2 protein-coding genes are annotated in these 2,042 nt (G+C 72.1%); both read left to right on the top strand.

Annotated features, from left to right (window positions below; all coding sequences use genetic code 11):
- The coding region (locus ACTUAL_RS00020) for a lactate racemase domain-containing protein (protein ID WP_440898806.1) at positions 1-1,222 on the top strand (1,222 nt) is incomplete at its 5' end.
- A partial coding sequence (locus ACTUAL_RS00015) for a lysophospholipid acyltransferase family protein (protein WP_440898805.1) occupies positions 1,219-2,042 on the top strand: 824 nt, incomplete at its 3' end. The genes ACTUAL_RS00020 and ACTUAL_RS00015, both read left to right, overlap by 4 nt.

The raw sequence follows: 2,042 nt of genomic DNA, 5'->3' as shown, positions 1-2,042 counted from the left end.
GCGCGTCTTCCGCAGCTTCTTCCCCCAGGGCGCCCTGTACAACTTCGACGCCGAGGACAAGGAGAACATCGCCCACCTCGGCACCACGAAGCACGGCGAGTCAGTCGACATCCACAAGCGCTCGGCGGAGTCCGACCTGCTCGTGTACGTCAACGTCAACCTCGTCGCCATGGACGGCGGCCACAAGTCCGTCGCGATCGGTCTTGCGCCGTACTCGAGCCTGCGCCACCACCACAACAGCCACACCATGGTCCAGAGCCGCTCGTTCATGGACCACAAGAAGTCCGCGCTGCACTCCAGCGCGTGGCGCATGGGCAAGGTCGTCGCCGAGCACGTCAAGGTGTTCCAGATCGAGACGACGCTCAACAACACCATCTTCGGCGACTCCTACTCCTTCCTGCAGAAGCGCGAGTGGGAGTGGAACATCGCCGACCAGGCCCGCTTCGTCGGGGTCCGCCGCGGCCTGGCCGTCGCGCCCAAGCGGCTGACGCACCGGCTGTTCCACGGCATCCGCTCCGAGTACGGCCTCACCGGCGTGCGGGCCGGCGAGGTCGAGGCCGTCCACGAGCAGACCATCGCCGCCGTCCACGCCCAGCAGCTGGTGCCGGTGCAGGGCCAGAGCGACGTCATGGTCCTGGGGGTGCCGTTCGTCGGCCCCTACAACGTCGACTCGATCATGAACCCGGTCCTCGCCGCCTGCATGGGGCTCGGCTACTACTTCAACTCCTACCGCGGCGCCCCCGTGGTGCGCCCCGGCGGCGCGGTCATCCTCTACCACCCGGTCGCGCCGGAGTTCAGCCAGCTGCACCACCCGAGCTACGTCGACTTCTTCGAGGAGGTCCTCTCGACCTCGACCGAGCCCGCGGTCATCGAGAAGCAGTTCGAGGAGCGCTACGCCACGGACCCCTGGTACGTGCACCTGTACCGCACCAGCCACGCCTACCACGGCGTGCACCCGTTCTACATGTGGTACTGGATCGCCCACGCCCGGGACCACCTGGGCGGCGGCCGCAACGTCGTGTGGGTCGGCGGGGACCGCAAGGCGTGCGCGCGCATGGGCTTCCGCGCCGCGAGCACCCTGCAGGACGCGCTCGAGATGGTCTCCGACGCGGTGGGCCACGACCCCTCCATCACCTACCTGCACAACCCGCCGCACCTGGTCGCCGACGTCTCGGTGCCGGACCTCGCGGCGGCGGGCGGCACGGTGGGCGGCACGGCGTGAGCCGACCCGCCATGACGCCGTGGCGCTTCGTGCGCGACGGCGTCGCCGACGTGCGGACCGTCGCGCGCGGGTGGCGCTGGGGGGTCGGCCGGCGGGCGCTGGTGCCCCGCTCGGCGGAGCCGTACGTGCCGGCCCGCTCCACCCGCGTGTTCCCGACCCGCTGGGCCCGCGGGCGCACGGCCCGGGTCGTCCGCGAGGTCGCGCTCGGCGTGGGCATGAACGGCCTCCTGCGCTCGCAGGTCAGCGTCCGGGCGCACGGCCTCGACGTGCTCGAGCGCATCGAGGGCCCGGTGGTGTTCGTCGCGAACCACTCCAGCCACGTCGACACCCCCCTCATCCTCAACACGCTGCCGCCGCGCTGGCGCCGCCGCACCGCGGTCGCCGCCGCCGCTGACTACTTCTTCGACACCTGGTGGCGGGCGGCGGGCTCGGCGCTGCTGTTCAACACGTTCCCGATCGAGCGCCGCGGCGGCACCCTGTCGAACACGCCGGGGCACCTGCTGCGCGAGGGCTGGTCGATCGTCGTCTACCCCGAGGGCACCCGCTCCCGCGACGGCTGGACCCAGCCGTTCAAGCTGGGGGCGGCGTTCATGGCGGCCTCGGCGCAGGTGCCGGTCGTGCCGCTGGCCCTGCGCGGCACCTTCAACGCGATGCCCCACGAGCAGGCCTGGCCGAGCCCCGGCCGCCCGCCGGTCAGCATCCGCTACGGCGAGCCGGTCGTGCCGCGCGAGGGCGAGGGGCCCCGGGAGCTCGGCCGGCGCATCGAGGCCGCGATGGCCGCACTGGTCGACGAGGACGCCGCGAGCTGGTTCGAGGCCCG

The sequence above is a fragment of the Actinosynnema sp. genome, assembly GCF_052038725.1.
Note: the sequence above shows the minus strand (reverse complement) of the source record. Positions and strands in the feature narration are given on the sequence as shown.